This window comes from Burkholderia pulmonis (assembly GCF_984667975.1).
The window spans coordinates 675,820-691,257 of sequence record NZ_OZ480186.1; the positions used below are offsets into that span (position 1 = coordinate 675,820).

Annotated in this window: 14 protein-coding genes; 4 read left to right on the top strand and 10 right to left on the bottom strand. The window is 69.0% G+C overall.

All coding sequences use genetic code 11. From position 1 onward, the window contains the following. Positions 1-88 precede the first annotated feature (88 nt). Together AC5LXK_RS03210 and AC5LXK_RS03215 are read right to left on the bottom strand one after the other, a co-directional pair. Complete coding sequence (locus AC5LXK_RS03210; RefSeq protein ID WP_493390278.1) at positions 89-1,276, bottom strand: UbiH/UbiF/VisC/COQ6 family ubiquinone biosynthesis hydroxylase; 1,188 nt, start codon at positions 1,274-1,276, stop codon at positions 89-91. Between the two features lie 37 nt (positions 1,277-1,313). Continuing rightward, entirely contained in the window at positions 1,314-2,699 is a 1,386-nt protein-coding gene (locus AC5LXK_RS03215) for an aminopeptidase P N-terminal domain-containing protein (RefSeq protein ID WP_493390279.1), read from the bottom strand. A gap of 182 nt (positions 2,700-2,881) precedes the next feature. On the opposite strand from AC5LXK_RS03215, the gene AC5LXK_RS03220 reads away from it, so the two are divergent. After that, complete coding sequence (locus AC5LXK_RS03220) at positions 2,882-3,496, top strand: glutathione S-transferase family protein (protein WP_493390280.1); 615 nt, start codon at positions 2,882-2,884, stop codon at positions 3,494-3,496. A 100-nt stretch (positions 3,497-3,596) separates the two neighbouring features. On the opposite strand, the gene AC5LXK_RS03225 is transcribed toward AC5LXK_RS03220, so the two are convergent. From AC5LXK_RS03225 to AC5LXK_RS03240, 4 genes are all read right to left on the bottom strand, one after another. Further along, positions 3,597-5,216 (bottom strand): FMN-binding glutamate synthase family protein, encoded by a 1,620-nt coding sequence (locus AC5LXK_RS03225; RefSeq protein WP_493390281.1) that lies wholly within the window; start codon positions 5,214-5,216, stop codon positions 3,597-3,599. Positions 5,217-5,334: 118 nt separating this feature from the next. Continuing rightward, the gene (gene mnmA / locus AC5LXK_RS03230; protein WP_493390282.1) at positions 5,335-6,498 is read right to left on the bottom strand and encodes a tRNA 2-thiouridine(34) synthase MnmA; all 1,164 of its coding nucleotides are present in this window, start codon (positions 6,496-6,498) and stop codon (positions 5,335-5,337) included. Beyond that, the gene (locus tag AC5LXK_RS03235) at positions 6,495-7,004 is read right to left on the bottom strand and encodes an NUDIX hydrolase (protein WP_493390283.1); all 510 of its coding nucleotides are present in this window, start codon (positions 7,002-7,004) and stop codon (positions 6,495-6,497) included. Before AC5LXK_RS03235 ends, mnmA begins: the two co-directional genes overlap by 4 nt. A 225-nt stretch (positions 7,005-7,229) precedes the next feature. Further along, positions 7,230-8,150 (bottom strand): LysR family transcriptional regulator, encoded by a 921-nt coding sequence (locus AC5LXK_RS03240; RefSeq protein WP_493390284.1) that lies wholly within the window; start codon positions 8,148-8,150, stop codon positions 7,230-7,232. 80 nt (positions 8,151-8,230) lie between these two features. Between AC5LXK_RS03240 and AC5LXK_RS03245 the strand changes: the two genes are divergently transcribed. Further along, positions 8,231-9,154, top strand: a complete 924-nt coding sequence (locus AC5LXK_RS03245; protein ID WP_493390285.1) for a carbon-nitrogen hydrolase family protein — start codon at positions 8,231-8,233, stop codon at positions 9,152-9,154. Between the two features lie 89 nt (positions 9,155-9,243). On the opposite strand, the gene AC5LXK_RS03250 is transcribed toward AC5LXK_RS03245, so the two are convergent. Together AC5LXK_RS03250 and AC5LXK_RS03255 are read right to left on the bottom strand one after the other, a co-directional pair. Beyond that, positions 9,244-9,930 (bottom strand): helix-turn-helix transcriptional regulator, encoded by a 687-nt coding sequence (locus AC5LXK_RS03250; protein WP_011544611.1) that lies wholly within the window; start codon positions 9,928-9,930, stop codon positions 9,244-9,246. A 73-nt stretch (positions 9,931-10,003) separates the two neighbouring features. Further along, positions 10,004-10,408, bottom strand: coding sequence for a VOC family protein (locus AC5LXK_RS03255; protein WP_493390286.1), 405 nt, complete (start codon positions 10,406-10,408; stop codon positions 10,004-10,006). Positions 10,409-10,575: 167 nt separating this feature from the next. Here AC5LXK_RS03255 and AC5LXK_RS03260 point away from each other — a divergent pair, with 167 nt between their 5' ends. Next, positions 10,576-10,908, top strand: coding sequence for an ArsR/SmtB family transcription factor (locus AC5LXK_RS03260; RefSeq protein ID WP_493390287.1), 333 nt, complete (start codon positions 10,576-10,578; stop codon positions 10,906-10,908). Further along, a complete protein-coding gene (locus AC5LXK_RS03265; protein WP_493390288.1) occupies positions 10,901-11,365 on the top strand; it encodes an SRPBCC family protein in 465 nt (154 codons plus the stop codon). Before AC5LXK_RS03260 ends, AC5LXK_RS03265 begins: the two co-directional genes overlap by 8 nt. Before the next feature lie 75 nt (positions 11,366-11,440). Here the strand turns inward: AC5LXK_RS03265 and AC5LXK_RS03270 are convergent, their stop codons facing one another. Both AC5LXK_RS03270 and AC5LXK_RS03275 read right to left on the bottom strand, forming a co-directional pair. Further along, positions 11,441-12,742, bottom strand: a complete 1,302-nt coding sequence (locus AC5LXK_RS03270; protein ID WP_493390289.1) for a THUMP domain-containing class I SAM-dependent RNA methyltransferase — start codon at positions 12,740-12,742, stop codon at positions 11,441-11,443. A 156-nt stretch (positions 12,743-12,898) separates the two neighbouring features. Beyond that, complete coding sequence (locus AC5LXK_RS03275) at positions 12,899-15,022, bottom strand: site-specific recombinase (protein ID WP_493390290.1); 2,124 nt, start codon at positions 15,020-15,022, stop codon at positions 12,899-12,901. Between the last annotated feature and the right edge of the window lie 416 nt (positions 15,023-15,438).

Sequence of the window (15,438 nt, forward strand, 5' to 3'; positions counted from 1 at the left end):
AACGAGCATTTTACCGTATTCCCATGCCCCGCCGATTTGACCCGCTTTGCCGGGCGTGACCACGCGCACCGTGCGGCGCGCCCGCGTGTCAGTTGCGCTGGCCGAACATCATCTGGCGCGCGATCGCCTTCTTGAGCGGCGGCACGAATTCGAGCGCGGTGAGGGCCGCGCCGCGCAGCAGCGGAAGCGGGCCCGAGTCGATCGTAAACAGCCGTGCCAGCGTGTCGGTCGCACCGATCGTGAAGCGCCGGTCGAGCGCGCGGCGCGCGTTGAAGGTCGCGAGCGCCGTCGCTTCGAAGCCTTGCGCGGACAGCGTGTCGACGAGCGTGTGCGCATCGCGCAGCCCGAGGTTGAGCCCCTGGCCCGCGACGGGGTGCAGGGTTTGCGCGGCATTGCCGACGATCGCGACGCGGCCGCTGACGAGCGTCTGCGCGGCGTTCAGCCCGAGCGGGAACGATGCGCGTCCGGCGATCGCGACGAACTCGCCCATGCGTGTGCCGAACGCGCTGCCGAGCTCGCGCAGGAACGCGTCGTCGGGGAGTGCCGTGCGCCGCGCCGCTTCGTCGGGCGTACAGCACCAGACGAGCGAGTAGTCGGCCTGGCGCGGGCCGCCGAGCGGCAGCAGCGCGAGCGGGCCTTCGTGCGTGAAGCGTTCCCACGCGACGTTCGGGCGCGGCGCCGAGACCGTGACCGTACCGACGAGCGCGGTTTGCCCGTAGTCGCGGTGGTGCTGGCCGGCGTCGGCCTGCTGTTCGTGAAACAACCCGCCTTCGGCATTGATGACGATGCGCGCGCGCAGCGTGCGCTCGCCTTGCGGGCCGTCGAGCGTCAGCGTGACGCCGTCGGCGTCCTGCTGCGGCGTGCGGGCGGTGGTCGACGTGAGCCAGTCGACGTGCGTGCCGCGCACGGCGCTCGCGAGTGCCTGCACGATCGAACCGTAGCGCACGACATAGCCGAGCGCGGCGAGGTCGTGCTCGTCGCGGTCGATCAGCGTGCGGCCGAAATGGCCGCGCTGCGACACGTGGATATGCTCGATCGGCGTCGCGTCGGCGGGCCATGCGAGCGAATCGAGCAACACGCGGCTGCCGTGCGACACGGCGATCGCGCGCGGGTCGTTCGCACTCGCGGCCGGTTCGCGCGCATCGATCAGCGCGATCGATGCGTGCTGCGTCGCGCTGCGGCGTGCCAGCCAGCCGGCGAGCGCGAGCCCGACGGGGCCCGCGCCGACAATGGCGAGGTCGTAGTCCGGCGTGGCCGGGGAGGGAGCGGTCGTCATCTTGATTCGTGAAACGGAAGTAACGGTCGGCGGCCGGTCATGCGCCTGCGCGCATCAGCGCTTCAATCTCGTCGGCCGCGACGGGCACGCCGCGCGTGATCAGTTCGCAGCCATGCTCGCGCACGATCGCGTCGTCCTCGATGCGGATGCCGATGTTCCAGTATTCGGGCGGCACGTCGTCGGCTGCGCGCACGTAGAGGCCGGGCTCGACCGTCAGTGTCATGCCGGGCTTCAGCGTGCGCCACGGCAGCGCGCCGTTGCCGTCGCGCGCGGCGAGCCGCTCGCGGTAGTCGCCGCAGTCGTGCACGTCCATCCCGATCCAGTGGCCCGTGCGATGCATGTAGAAGCGCGTGTATGCACGCTCCGCGATCACGTCGTCGACGTTCGAGAAACGCGTTTTCGGGATGATGCCGGTGTCGAGCAGCCCCTGTGCGAGCACGCGTACGGCTGCATCGTGCGGAGCCTCGAACGGCACGCCCGCGCGCGTTGCATCGATCGCGGCTTGTTGCGCGGCGAGCACGATGTCGTACAGCGTGCGCTGCGCGGGCGAGAAGCGGCCGTTGGCCGGGAACGTGCGCGTGATGTCCGACGCGTAGCCGTCGAGTTCGCACGCGGCGTCGATCAGGATCAGGTCGCCGTCCTGCGCGGCCGCGTTGCCGGCCGGGTAGTGCAGCACGCACGCATTCGCGCCGGCCGCGACGATCGAGCCGTACGCGGGCGATTGCGCGCCGTGCTTGCGGAACAGGTACAGCAGCTCGGCCTCGAGTTCGTATTCGCGGATGCCGGGGCGGCACACCTGCATCGCGCGACGGTGCGCGAGCGCGGAGATGTGCGCGGCGCGCATCATGGTCGCGAGTTCGTGTTCGTCCTTCACGAGCCGCATGTCGTCGAGCAGCGGCGTGAGATCGAGCAGCGCGTCCGGCGCGGCGACGCCCGTGCGTGCCTGCGTGCGCACCGCATCGATCCAGCCCGCGAGCTGGCGGTCGAAATCGGCCGATGCGCCGAACCGGTAGTGCACGGTGCCCGCGTCGGCGAGCAGGCGCGGCATTTCGGTGTCGATCACGTCGACCGCGAATGCCGCGTCGAAGCCGAATGCGTCGCATGCGGCCTCGGGCCCGTAGTGAAAGCCTTCCCAGATCTCGCGGTCGACATTCTTCGCACGGCAGAACAGGATCGACTCCGGTGCGCCGTGCGGCGCGGCCGCGTTCAGCACGAGCACGGCGTCCGGCTCGGTGAATCCCGTCAGGTAGTGGAAGTAGCTGTCGAACCGGTACGGATAGGTCGTATCGCGGTTGCGCAGCAGTTCCGGCGCGGTGGGGACGATGGCGACGCCGCCGCCCGCGGCACGCAGTGCGGCAAGCACGCGTTCACGGCGCTGGCGGTAGACGTCGACGGCGATGGCGGTATCGAGGGGCGCATTCATCGTGCGATTGTAGCGCCGCGCGACGCGGTGCGTGAGAGTGGGGCCGGAAGCCGCGCCGGAAGGCCCGCGCGACGGCTGTTGCAAACCATCCACAGGCCGGACGGGCGATTTTCTGTCACGCGACGCTGGCCGGTTATGATCGGCGACAACGTATACTCTCGGCGGTTCCCCAAAAAAGGCAGATGATGAAATTAATCGGTTCGCTCGGCAGCCCGTACGTCCGCAAGGCGCGGATCGTGCTTGCTGAAAAGAAGATCGACTACAAGCTGGAGCTCGAGAACGTGTGGGCGCCGGAGACGGATATTCATGCATCGAATCCGCTCGGCAAGGTCCCGTGCCTCGTGATGGAAGATGGTGCCGCGGTGTTCGATTCCCGCGTGATCTGCGAATACGTCGACACGCTGTCGCCGGTCGGCAAGCTGATTCCGCCGTCGGGCCGCGAGCGCGTCGAAGTGCGTTGCTGGGAAGCGCTGGGCGACGGCGTGCTCGACGCGGCGGTCGCGATTCGCGTCGAACACACGATGCGCGACGAGGCGCAGCGCAGCGCGAGCTGGATCGCTCGCCAGCAGCGCAAGATCGACGACGGCCTCGTCGCGATGTCGCAGGGTCTTGGCGGCAAGACGTGGTGCGTCGGTAATCATTACACGCTCGCCGACATCGCCCTTGGCTGCGCACTCGGCTATCTCGATTTCCGGATGCCCGAGCTCAACTGGCGCGATCGCCACCCGAACCTCGACAAGCACTTCGTGAAGCTGCTGCAGCGGCAATCGTTCGCCGATACGCTGCCGCAGAACTGAGCCGCGGCGTTCGCATTCACGCATTCGGCAGACGAAAGAAAAGCGCCCCGCGGGGCGCTTTTTTTTGCCGCGCAGGCCGCCGCCGGGGCGGCCGCGGGCGTCACTCCATCGACGCGTACACGGCTTCGCCGAGCGTGAACGAATCGCTGCGTGCGATCGGCCACCACTTGTCGTACAGCGAGAAGCCGCAGGTCTGGCCGTCGAGCAGCGCGCCGGGCTTCAGGTACTTCAGCAACTGCGACATCAGCCGCACTTCGTGCGGCGCGACCCGCTGCACGATGTGATGCGCGCGCAGCTCGGACGGGTGCCCGAGGCCGGCGGCCTGCACGAGTTCCTGCAGCGCATGCAGCGTATTGCGGTGGAAGTTGTACACGCGCTCTGCCTTGTCCGGGACGACGAGTGCGCGCTGGCGCACCGGATCCTGCGTCGCGACGCCGGTCGGGCAGCGGTCGGTATGGCAGTGCTGCGCCTGGATGCAGCCGACCGCGAACATGAAGCCGCGCGCCGAGTTCACCCAGTCCGCGCCGATCGCGAGCGTGCGGGCGATGTCGAACGCGGTGATGATCTTGCCGCTCGCACCGAGCTTCACGCGATCGCGCACGCCGATCCCGACGAGCGTGTTGTGCACGAGCAGCAGCCCTTCCTGCAGCGGCACGCCGACGTGGTCGGTGAATTCGAGCGGCGCCGCGCCCGTGCCGCCTTCCGCGCCGTCGACGACGATGAAGTCGGGCACGATGCCCGTCTCGAGCATCGCCTTCGCAATGCCGAAGAATTCCCACGGATGGCCGATGCACAGCTTGAAGCCGGTCGGCTTGCCGCCGGACAGCGTGCGCAGCCGGTCGACGAATTCGAGCAGCCCGCGCGGCGTCGAGAATTCCGAGTGCGTCGCGGGCGAGATGCAGTCCTTGCCCATCGGCACGCCGCGCGTCTCGGCGATTTCCGGCGTGATCTTCGCGGCCGGCAGCACGCCGCCGTGGCCGGGCTTCGCGCCCTGCGACAGCTTCACCTCGATCATCTTGACCTGCGGATCGGCGGCCTGCTTCGCGAACTTGTCGGGGTTGAACGTGCCGTCGTCGTTGCGGCAGCCGAAGTAGCCGGACGCGATCTCCCAGATGATGTCGCCGCCGTTCTCGCGGTGGTACTTCGACAGCGAGCCTTCGCCGGTGTCGTGCGCGAACCCGCCTTTCTTCGCGCCGAGGTTCAGCGAGCGGATCGCGTTCGCGGACAGCGAGCCGAAGCTCATCGCCGAGATGTTGAAGATCGAAATGTCGTACGGCTGCGCGCGGTTCGCACCGACGCGGATGCGGAAATCGTGGTTCGGCAGCTTCGTCGGCGCGAGCGAGTGGCTGATCCATTCGTGCGCGACGGCCTTCACGTTCAGCTCGGTGCCGTACGGTCGGTTGTCGGCGACGTTCTTCGCGCGCTGGTAGACGAGGCTGCGCTGGGCGCGCGAAAACGGCTTCTCGTCGGTGTCGTCCTCGACGAAGTACTGGCGGATTTCAGGTCGGATGAATTCGAACAGGAAACGGAAGTGGCCCCAGAGCGGGTAATTGCGCAGGATCGCGTGACGATCCTGGTTCAGGTCGTACACGCCGAGGGCGACTAGGGCGACGGGGATGATGATCCACAGCCAGGAAAGCATGTGGGCCGACGCGAGCGCGGCCGCTGCGACGAGCAGCAGGGCGGCACACCACATCGCCAGGTAGCGTCGTGAAAGCATGGGGACTCCGTAAGAATCTTGAAATGCCGCCATGCGTACGCTGCGCGGCGGCGCGCCGGCCGCAGCGGAATCGTGTTCCGCCGGGCGCGGCGTGCCGCAAGTCTAAACCGAATATGTGTCAGCGTGCGTCGGCGAGCGCCGGCGCGCGGCCTTCCGCCAGCGCGGCCTGACCGGGCTGGCCGGTTGCCGCGGACTCGATGATGCCGCCGCCGAGACAGATCTCGCCGTCGTACAGCACGGCCGACTGGCCGGGCGTGACGGCCCACTGCGCGTCGTCGAACGCGAGCGAGAAGCGGGCTTCGCCTGCCGGGCCGGGTGCCGCGGTGCCGAATGCGCATGCCGCATCGGCCTGCCGGTAGCGCGTTTTCGCGCCGCACGCGAAGCCGTCGGCCGGCGGCTCGCCGGCGACCCAGCTCACGTTGCCGGCGACGAGCTGGTGCGACAGCAGCCACGGATGATCGTGGCCCTGCACGACGTACAGCGTGTTCGACGCGATGTCCTTCGCGGCGACGAACCACGGCTCGCCGCTGCCGCTCTTGCTGCCGCCGAGCCCGATGCCCTTGCGCTGGCCGAACGTGTAGAACGCGAGGCCGATGTGCTCGCCGACCACCTTGCCGTCGGGCGTCTTCATCGGGCCGGGTTTCGTCGGCAGGTAGCGGTTCAGGAAATCGCGGAACGGCCGCTCGCCGATGAAGCAGATACCGGTCGAATCCTTCTTTTTCGCGTTCGGCAGCCCGATCTGCGCGGCGATCTCGCGCACCTTCGTCTTCGGCATCTCGCCGAGCGGGAACAGCGTCTTCGACAGTTGCGCCTGGTTCAGCCGGTGCAGGAAGTACGACTGGTCTTTCGTATGATCGAAGGCCTTCAGCAGTTCGAAACGCCCGTCGCGTTCGCGCACGCGCGCATAGTGGCCGGTCGCGATCATTTCCGCGTCGAGCGACATCGCGTGGTCGAGGAACGCCTTGAACTTGATCTCGGCGTTGCACAGCACGTCGGGGTTCGGCGTGCGGCCGGCCGAGTATTCGCGCAGGAACTCGGCGAACACGCGGTCCTTGTATTCCGCGGCGAAGTTCACGGCTTCCACGTCGATGCCGATCAGGTCGGCCACCGACACGACGTCGATCCAGTCCTGGCGCGTCGAGCAGTACTCGCCGTCGTCGTCGTCTTCCCAGTTCTTCATGAACAGGCCGACGACGTCGTAGCCTTGCTCCTTCAGCAGCCACGCGGTCACCGACGAATCGACGCCGCCCGACATGCCCACCACTACCCGGCGCTTGCTCATTTGTTGACCGCCTGACGTTCGAATGCTTCGGGGCGCGGTGCGACCGAATGCGTATGCACGAAATCGAGCGGAATGCGCCGCCCGGCGAGATAGTCGTCGACGCAGCGCATCACCGCGGGCGAGCGATGGCGCTCGCCGCAGGCGCGCAGTTCGTCGGCCGTCATCCACAGCGTGCGGACGATGCCGTCGTCGAGCGCATGGCCTGCGATCGGCTCGCCGGCCGTGCCGCAGAACGTGAAGCGCAGGTAGGTCGCGCCGGCGGTGCCGGGGCGGTCGTAGTGCGCGAGATAGACGCCGACGAGTGCGTCGGGCGTGAACGGGTGCGCGGTTTCCTCGAGCGTTTCGCGGATCACGGCGTCGGCCAGCGATTCGCCGGCCTCGAGATGACCGGCCGGCTGATTGATGCGCAGGCCCGTCGAGGTTTCTTCCTCGATCACGAGAAAGCGGCCGGCGTGCTCGACGAGCGCGGCGACCGTCACATGCGGGGTCCAGATTTCGGGTTTCATGGTTCGGCATTTTACCGGTTGCGCCCGAACGCTGCCGGGGGGCTGGCCGAATGAATCCGACCCCGTAATCGCGCGTACTGCCGACAGGGGGCGGCGCGGGCCCGGCTCATCCTGCATTCGCGCACGATCGGTCGTACGGAACGGCTCCGCGTGGCCGTCGTTCCGTGTGAGCGCGCGCCGGCGGCGCGACCGGCGGCGCGACCGGCGACCCGGCCGGGCCTTCGTTCATGGCGCGATGCGTTGCGCGACGCATGCGGCGATCGCGTCGCGTACCCGCACGATCGCCGGGTCGCGCTGCGTGCTCGTGCGCCAGCCGATTTCCACCGGATAGCGCGGCAGGTCGACCGGGCACGCGAGCGCACGCAGCGGCGTCGACTGTGCGATCGCGCGCGCCGCATGGGCGGGAATCGTCGCAATCGCGTCGGAGCCGGCGAGAAGGTACGGCAGCGCCGCGAAATGCGTGGTCGACGCCGCGACGCGCCGCTTGTGGCCGAGCGCGGCCAGCGCCTCGTCGATGATCCCGATCACGCCGCCCGACGACACGAGCAGGTGGTCGCGCTGCAGGAAATCGGCGAGCGTCAGCGAGCGCGGCGGCCGCGCACGGGCGGCCGGGTCGATCAGGCACGCATAGCCGCCCGTCGCGACCGCGCGCCGGCTGAGCCCGTTCGCCGAGAAACCGCCCGACGCGATCGCGAGATCGACGCCGTGCCGCAGCAGCGCATCGCCGGCGATCCCGCTGTGGGTCTGCCGGAAGATCAGCCGGATGCCCGCGGCTTCGCGCGCGACCGCGTCGATCAGCACGCGGCCGAGCGCGATCTCGAAATCGTCGGACAGCCCGACGGAAATCGTGCGGCCGACACGGTCGCCGCTGTCGGCCGCGATCGCGAGGCTTTCACGGCAGCGGTCGAGCGCGTCGGACAGGATCGGCTTCAGCTCGTCCGCGCGCGGCGTCGGCGCGAGCCCGCGGCCGGTCCGCACGAACAGCGGATCCGCGTAAATCACGCGCAGCCGCCCAAGCGCCGCGCTGACGGCCGACTGCGTGAGACCGAGCCGCAGCGCCGCGCGGCTCGCGCCGCCTTCCTCGTACAGTGCCTCGAACACCTTCAGCAGGTTCAGGTCGAGGCCGGCGATATCATCTGCATTCATGACACTTATCGTTTTATCGATTTGATCGATGACATCTTATCGATAAAGATGGCGGCATCCCATTCACCGGAGTCGCCACCATGTCCACGTCAGTCATCGCCGCACTGCAGATCGGCGCATCGCCCGCCGGCACGCGCGCCACGCTCGACACGATCCTCGGCTACGAAACCGCGATCCGCGACAGCGGTGCATCGCTCGTCGTGCTGCCCGAGGCCGTGCTCGGCGGCTATCCGAAAGGCGAGATCTTCGGCACGCGGCTCGGCTACCGGCTGCCTGAAGGCCGCGACGCGTATGCGCGCTACGCCGCACAGGCGATCGACGTGCCGGGGCCCGAGACCGACGAGCTGGCCGCGCTGTCGCAGCGCACGGGCGCGAGCCTCGTGGTCGGCGTGATCGAGCGCGGCGGCAGCACGCTGTACTGCACGGCGCTGTTCTTCGATCCGCGCGACGGGTTCGTCGCGAAGCACCGCAAGCTGATGCCGACCGGCACCGAGCGGCTGATCTGGGGGCAGGGCGACGGCTCGACACTGCCGGTCGTCGACACGGCCGCCGGCCGCGCGGGCGCGGCGATCTGCTGGGAAAACCATATGCCGCTGCTGCGCTGCGCGATGTACGCGAAAGGCGTGCAGATCTGGTGCGCGCCGACCGTCGACGAGCGCGACCTGTGGCAGAGCTCGATGCGGCACATCGCGCACGAGGGGCGCTGCTTCGTCGTGAGCGCGTGCCAGGTGCAGCCGTCGCCGCGCGCGCTCGGCATCGACGTGCCGGGCTGGGATCCCGAGCGGCCGCTGATTCGCGGCGGCAGCGTGATCGTCGGGCCGCTCGGCGACCTGCTGACGGAGCCGCTGATCGGCGAGGCCGGGCTCGTGACCGCGCGCATCGATACCGACGAGCTGGTGCGTGCGCGCTACGACTTCGACGTCGTCGGCCACTACGCGCGGGCGGACGTGTTTTCGCTGCACGTCGACGAGCGGCCGAAGCGGCCGGTGGTGTTCGGCGGGTAACGAAAGCGGGGCCGGGCGCCGGACGGCGCCCGGAAACGAAGGGCGGCGGTGCGTAGCCTCGCGCGGCGTGCGTCCGCCGCCCCGCGGCGTCAGCGCATCGGCGCTTCCGCGATCCGCATGTAGTCGGCGATCCGCCGTCCTTCCATGTCCGGAAACTGCTCGTGCACGGTGATGTCGCCCATTCGCGCGATGTCGAACGTGCGGAAATCGCCGCGCAGCTCGCACCACGCGCCGATCGTCCAGCGTCCGCCCCAATAGACGAGCCCAAGCGGCCATACGCGGCGTTGCGAATGCGCGCCGAGCCGGTCGCGATAGTCGAAGCTGACGATGTGCCGCGTGTCGATCGCCTGGTGGATCGCGTCGACCTTCGCGCAGAACGTCTCGTCGATGTGGAACGACGGCGCGAACACGGGCAGGCGATCGAGCGCCGTGCGCTTGTCGGCCGGCATCGCCGATGCGATCTTCGCGAGCGCCGAGCGCGCGCCGCTCGCGAAGCGTGCGCCGCCCCAGGTCTCCAGCATGCGTGCGCCGGTGGCGAGCGCGGCAAGCTCCTCGGCCGTGAACGTAAGCGGCGGCAGGCTCGCGTTGCGGTTCAGCCGGTAGCCGATACCGGCTTCGCCTTCGATCGGCACCCCTGACAGTTGCAGGTCGCGCACGTCGCGATAGACCGTGCGCGGCGACACCGACAGCCAGTCGGCCAGCTGTTGCGCGGTCGTGAGACGACGCCCGCGCAACAGCTCGGCGATCTGGAACAGGCGGTCGGCACGGCGGGTCATGACAGCACCTCGATTCCTTCCGTTACGGGGACTTCGCGATGATAGCGCCGCGCCCGTCCGCTGACCGCTGCGCTCAGTGGCATTTCGGCGCGTGCAGGCCGACGCGGTTGCCTTCGGTGTCGATCAGGTAGCCGACGTAGCCGTAGTTGTTCGGCAGCTCGACGACCGTGCCCTGCACGACGCCGCCCGCACGCTTCACGCGTTCGAGCGCCGCGACGACCGATTCGCCGGCGTTCAGATAGACGAGCACGCCGTTCGCGCTCGGCTTCATCTGCTGCGGATCGAACACGATGCTGCCGCCCGTGCTCGACGCCTCGCGATCGAACGTGGCCATCGGCACGCCGCCGATGATTTCGCGCTGCAATGTGGTTTGCAGCACGGTTTCGTAAAAGCGGATCGCCCGTTCGAAATCGAGGGACGGAATGTCAAACCAGGCGATCGCGCGTTCCAGGGTTGCGGTGGCAGTTGCGGACGTCATGACGAGCTCCTTGTTGCGTTGTTATTCGGTTCGGTGTGGAAACCAGCCTGCATTGCGCCGGGATTGCAGTGTGATCGCGGGCTGCTGACACCGTATTGTCAGTAGAGTTGTCACCCTTGACACGCAACCATTTGGTTGCATAATAAGGTCATTGACCCGGGAGCGGCATGGATCTCGTTTTCAAGGCGCTGGCCGATGCCACGCGCCGTCAGTTGCTCGACCTGCTGCACGCGAAAAACGGCCAGACGCTGTCCGAGCTGTGCGACGGGCTTGCGATGAGCCGGCAGGCCGTGAGCAAGCATCTCGCGCTGCTCGAGGCCGCGAATCTCGTCGCGACGACGTGGCGCGGCAGGGAGAAGCTGCACTACCTGAATCCGGTGCCGATCCACGACATCGCGGAACGCTGGATCGGCAAGTTCGAGCGTCAGCGCCTGCAGGCGCTGGCGGACCTCAAGCGCGGGCTGGAAGCGGCCCGCGACACAGGAGACGACGATGGGTAATCCCGCCTTTGTGTACGTGACCTTCATTGCAGCGACGCCCGAGCGCGCATTCGACGCGCTGACCAATGCCGAACTGACGAAAGACTACTGGGTGCGGCATCGCAACGCATCGCCCGACTGGCAGCCGGGCTCGCGCTGGGAACATCAGGACTACGACGATCCGGCGCGGGTCGACATCGTCGGCGAAGTGGTGGAGAACGATCCGCCGCACCGGCTGGTCGTCACGTGGCGCGCGCCGTCGGGAGCGGGCGAGGAATCGCGCGTGACCTACCTCGTCGAGCCGCACGAAGGCGTCGTGAAACTGACCGTCACGCACGACGGGCTCGTGGCCGGTTCGGAGATGGATCGCGGGATTCGCGGCGGCTGGCCGGTCGTGCTGTCGAGCCTGAAGACGCTGCTCGAGACGGGCCACGCGCTGCCGTTCACGATGGGGCGCTGGTCGAAGTCGAAGCACTGACCCGGCCGCGAAAAAGCACAGGGGCCGCGATAGCGGCCCCCGAGACGGCGTTGCGCGTGGAAGCGGACGGACGGCTTACGCGTCGCCTTCCGGCGCGGCCGGGCGCGCCTTCACGCTGCCGGCGATCAGGTCGAAGCGGAACAGCCGGCACTCGAGCGCGCCGTTGAACAGCGGCGTCTTGGCCGATTCGCGCAGCCGCAGCATGCCCGGCAGCGAACGGTCGGACGTCAGCAGGAACGCCTGCCAGCCCGTGAAGCGCTGCTTCAGCGCATCGCCGAGCACGTTGAAGAACTCGCTGTCCGGCGCGTCGGTGTGCGTGCGGCGGAACGCGTCGTCGTTGCCGCGGTTGCGGCCGGTTTCGCGCACCTCGCCGCGCGCGCTGCGGCCGCGCACCTCGATCCGCTCGCCGTACGGCGGGTTCGCGAGGATGATGCCCGGCGCGTCGCACGGCGGCGTCATCCCGCGCGCGTCGACCTGCTTGAGCCACACCGACGGCACGCCCGCGCGCTCGAGGTTCGCGCGCGCCTTGTCCAGCATGTCGCCGGAGATGTCGCTGCCGTACACGCCGAGTGCGTCGTTGCGCTTGCCGCGCGCCGCGCGCTTCGCATCCAGCGCCGGAACCTTCAGCCCCTGCCACGCGGTGATGTCGTACTGCTTGAGCTTTTCGAAGCCGAACCGGCGTTCGCAGCCGGGCGCCACGCCGAGCGCGATCTGCGCGGCTTCCGCGAGGAACGTGCCGCTGCCGCACATCGGGTCGTACAGCGCGGTGCCGGGGGTCCAGCCCGTCAGGCGCAGGATGCCGGCCGCGAGGTTCTCGCGCAGCGGCGCCGCGCCCTTGTCGAGACGCCAGCCGCGCTTGAACAGCGGCTCGCCCGACGTGTCGAGGTACAGCGTGCACTCGTTGGCCGTCAGGAACGCAAACACGCGCACGTCCGGCGCACCGGTGTCGATGCTCGGGCGCGCGCCGGTCTTGTCGCGCATCCGGTCGCAGATCGCGTCCTTCACGCGCAACGTCGCGAATTCGAGACTCTTCAGCGGCGACTTGATCGCGGTGATGTCGACGCGCAGCGTCTGCGTGGCCGCGAACCAGCGCTCCCACGGTTGCTCGAGCGCGAGCGCATAGACGTCCTGCTCGTTGCGGTACGCGCGGTGCGCGATCTTCAGCAGGACTCGGCTCGCGATGCGCGAATGGAGGTTCGCGGCCATGCCGGCGGCCCAGCCGCCGCTGAAATGGACGCCGCCCGGCACCTGCGCGCCCGCGGTGAACGGCGCGCCGTTCAGGTGGCGGCCGGCGATTTCGGCCAGCTCGGCGGCAAGCGCCGCTTCGAGGCCGCGCGGGCAGGGGGCGAAGAATTCGAACAGGGTGGGCGAGGACATAAGGCGGGTGATGACGTGCAAAAGTCCACTATTGTACGCGGCGCGGGCGGCCGGGGCCGGCGTTTCCGCGCAGCCGTGCCGGCGCACCGGCCGCGGGCGCGTGCCGGGAGGCAGGCGCGGCGGCACCCGGCCGGGCGCCGCCGCCCCGCTGCAGGCTCAGTGCGAGCCCGTCTGGCCGGCGCGCGCGGCCTGGCCGCCGGCCGGCCAGAACAGCGCGAGCGGATTCGACAGCACCGTGCGGACGATCGCGGCGACGAGCGCGCGCACCTTGGTCCGGCGCAGGCTGCGCGAGCGCACGGCCATCGTGAACGCGAGCGCGAAGCTCACGAGCACGTTGAGGATCGCCATGCTGAGCACGCCGGCACCGGCCCACCACAGTTCGGGCGTCGCGAGCGCATCCTTGCCCAGCACGCCGAGCGCGATTCCGATCGAGCCGGCCGACAGCGTCACGTGGCGCACCTCGAACGGGAACATGAACACGGTGACGATCGCCGGAATGAGGCCGAGCATCAGGCCGAGGCCGACGTTCGCGACCACGCCGGCAACGTTCGACCGGCAGAAGTGCGCGAGCTTCGCGGCGCCGGCCGCGCCGAGCGTCAGGCGCAGCCGGCGGTTGTACGCGAGTGCGTCGCCGACCCGGTGCAGCACGAACCAGTTGTCGGCCCAGCCCGCGAGCAGGCTCGACGCCCACAGCAGCACGCCCGTCAGCGCCGCGTAGAGCGGCGTCGGGCCGAGCAGCGAGAACGAGCGCAGCGTCGCGTGCGCCTTGTCCGGCGAGATCAGGTTCGCATGCAGCACGTTGCCCGCGAACAGCTGCACGAGCAGGCACACGGGCAGCACGACGAGCACGTTGCCGGAAATCGCGGCCGCCTGCGTGCGGATCAGCGCGATCACCGACGATACGAACGCCTTCACGCCTTCCTCGTGGCCGGTGTCGTCGAGCTCGCGTGCAAGCGTCGGCGCGGTCATCGCGGGCTGCTTGGTCGCGAGCGTGAAATGCAGGAAGTGCATCAGCATGAAGCTGGCCGCGTAGTTGACGCCGGCGAGCAGCCCTTCGAGCATCGACTGCAGGTGCGCGCCCGTGATCGCGAACTTCACGCACACGGTCGCGACGGTGACGAGGCCGCCGCCCGCGGCCATCCGCAGCATCTTCAGATACTCGGCGCGGCCGCGCGAGATGTAGTGCTCGCCGGTGTCCGCGTTGGTCTCGACCAGCTTGCGCGCGAACAGCGAGAAGTTGCTGCGCACCAGGTGCCCGACGCTCTGGCTGTTCTGGTTCGCGTCGACGAGCTCGGCCGTCAGGCGCGCCATGCCGCGCAGGTCGTCGCGCGCCATCCATGCATTCAGCAGCGTCTCCGCGCGCAGGATGCGCATGCGCATCCGTTCGACCTGGAACACGATGTCGACCGACACGCCGTTGCGGTACAGGTGCGAGAACACGTCGTCGACGGCGATCCGGCATTCGTCGAGCAGCACCCGCAGGTAGTTCACTTCGTGCAGCAGCTTGCTCGGGTCGCCGCCGTCCTCGACGGCCGCATGCGCGGTCTCGACCGCGAGCATCGCACGCGTGAGGCGGTAGAACGGCTGCGATTCGAGCGGCTTGCGCGCATCGTCGTCGGACAGCCGGCTGCGCACCGTCTGCGACAGGCCGGTCGAGCTGATCTGGCAGGTCAGGTTGTGCAGCGCGGCCAGCAGGTCACGCGAGAACGAGCCGGGCTCGTGGCGCTCTTCCTCGGTGACGTCGAACGAGATCAGCTCGGCGAGGCGCGCGAGCAGGTCGTCGGGCAGCGCGTCGATCCACTTCGCGTCTTCCGGCGTCGGGAACATCAGCGTAAAGAGCGCCGACAGCTCGCGGCGGTTCGGCGCGGGCGGGATCAGCGACGAGTCGATCCGCTCGAACAGCGCGCCGAAGAAGCCCGAGTGCACGGGCATGCCGGCGTCGCACAGCAGCGAGATGCCGTCGCACTCGCGCAGGATGCCGCGCAGGATGCGCGCGGCATGCGCTTTCCATGCGGGGTTGCGGTCGAGCACGTGGAACAGGTAGCGCAGCCGCGCATGGGCCGGATACGCGCGCGTGCCGGCGTCGCTGTCGGCCGGCGCGTCCTGCGCGGCCTGCATCGTGCCGTTGCGGCGCAGCCAGTGCGCGAGCTCGATCAGCCATTCGCTGCGCTCGGCATACGACGCATCGGCGTCGGCATGCGCGAGCAGCGCATCGAGCTGGTGACCGGCATTGCGCGACGCGCGCCACTTCTTGATCAGGGTCGTCAGGGAACGAAACATAAACGGAATAGCGAAAGCCCTGGACGGGCGGGTTCGGGATGCCGGCCGGGGAAACGGCACGGCGCCGGGGAGAACGGGTGACGCTGGTCGGGTGGCCGGACGATGCGCGGCGACCCGCGATGCGGCTTGCCCCGATGCGGTGCGCGCGGTTCGCGTGCGAGCCCCGGGAGAGATGGCGACCGGACCGGACACAACGGGCGGGCCGCCGCCGGCTGGCGCACGACGAATGGCGCGAGCCGGAAAGTGCGTAGGATCGTCAATCGGGCGCGAAAACGCAAGCCGACCGCGTTACGTGGTGCCGGTTCCGGCCAACTTTGACAAACAATGCAAAGTCGCCGTTCGGCCGATGAAGGCTGTGCGCGAAGCCGGTCGCGGCACGGCGATGCCGGCCGTGGCGGGCATCGCAATCGAACGTG